Genomic DNA, 1,204 nt, shown 5'->3' with positions numbered 1-1,204 from the left:
ACTGGCGGCCCTGCCCACTCTGGCCGTCGCCCACGCCGCCCCGGTGATCTCCACTTTCGGGCCACTGCGCAGGCGGCTCATGCCCCGCCTCTCGGGTCGCGGCCGCCCGGATCACGTGGCCCTGACCTTCGACGACGGACCCGACCCCCTTTCCACCCCGTTCTTCCTGAAGGTGCTCGACGAGCGGAACATCCGTGCGACCTTCTTCATGCTGGGCAGGGCGGCGCGGCGCTCTCCCGGGTTGGTCCAGGAGATCGTGGCCGCCGGTCACGAGATAGGTGTGCACGGCTGGCTGCACCGACCGCTGCTCCTGCGCGGCCCTCGAGCCACGTACGAGGACCTGGCCCGGGCCCGCGACACCCTCGCCGCGATCACGGGGGAGCGCCCCACGCTCTTCCGGCCCCCGTACGGCGTCATGTCGACGTGCGCCCACCACGCCGCCCGGAGCCTCGAGCTCACTCCCGTGCTGTGGACCTGCTGGGGAGAGGACTGGACGGCAAAGGCCACGCCGCAGTCCGTCCACCGCACGGTCACGGCCGACCTGGACGGAGGCGGAACCATTCTGCTCCACGATTCCGACTGCACCTCCGCACCCGGGGCGTGGCGCTCTGCGCTGGGCGCGCTGCCGCGCATTCTCGACACATGTGAGCAGCGCCGCCACGAAGTCGGTCCTCTGCGCGAGCACGGGTGGTTGTGAGCGTCCGCGAAGACACGTCCTCGCCGGGAACGCATCACCGCTCTCGATCGTCTACAGTTCTGTAGACCGTCTACTTCGCTGTAGTCGATCATGGTGTTCGACTGCCCACCTCAAGGCCATAGGGAAAGGCTTTCGCTGAATGACCACACCGCTGCATCTGGCCTCGCAGCTCGCCGTGAACGTACTGGACGCCCAGTCTCTGCTGACCGCCTTCGGTGTGGTGGGCGTGGGTGTGGTGCTGTTCGCAGAGACGGGTCTGCTCATCGGGTTCTTCCTGCCGGGCGACTCCTTGCTGTTCACGGCAGGGCTCCTGTGCACGGGGACGGCGGACCGGGCCGTGCAGCTGTCGCTGACACCGCTGCTCGTCTCAGCGGCCGTCGGTGCCCTGGCCGGCGCGCAGTGCGGCTATCTGATCGGCCGCCGGGCGGGGGGAGCGCTGGTCGCCCGCAGTCGTTCGCAGCGTTTGCACGACGGCATGAAGCGGGCCGAAGAGCTCCTGGAACGCTA

General features: G+C 69.1%; 2 protein-coding genes. Both read left to right on the top strand.

Translation table 11 applies throughout. The features are described from left to right. Position 1: 1 nt before the first annotated feature. Positions 2-697: a polysaccharide deacetylase family protein gene (locus ADL25_RS10695; RefSeq protein WP_059127439.1), complete on the top strand. Its 696-nt coding sequence runs from the start codon at positions 2-4 to the stop codon at positions 695-697. Positions 698-836: 139 nt separating this feature from the next. Further along, positions 837-1,204: DedA family protein (locus ADL25_RS10690; protein WP_420711341.1), on the top strand; the 368-nt coding region annotated here is incomplete at its 3' end.

It is taken from the genome of Streptomyces sp. NRRL F-5122 (genome assembly GCF_001507435.1).
GTDB classification, from domain to species: Bacteria; Actinomycetota; Actinomycetes; order Streptomycetales; family Streptomycetaceae; genus Streptomyces; species Streptomyces lannensis.
This window is presented reverse-complemented; position numbering and strand designations above follow the sequence as displayed.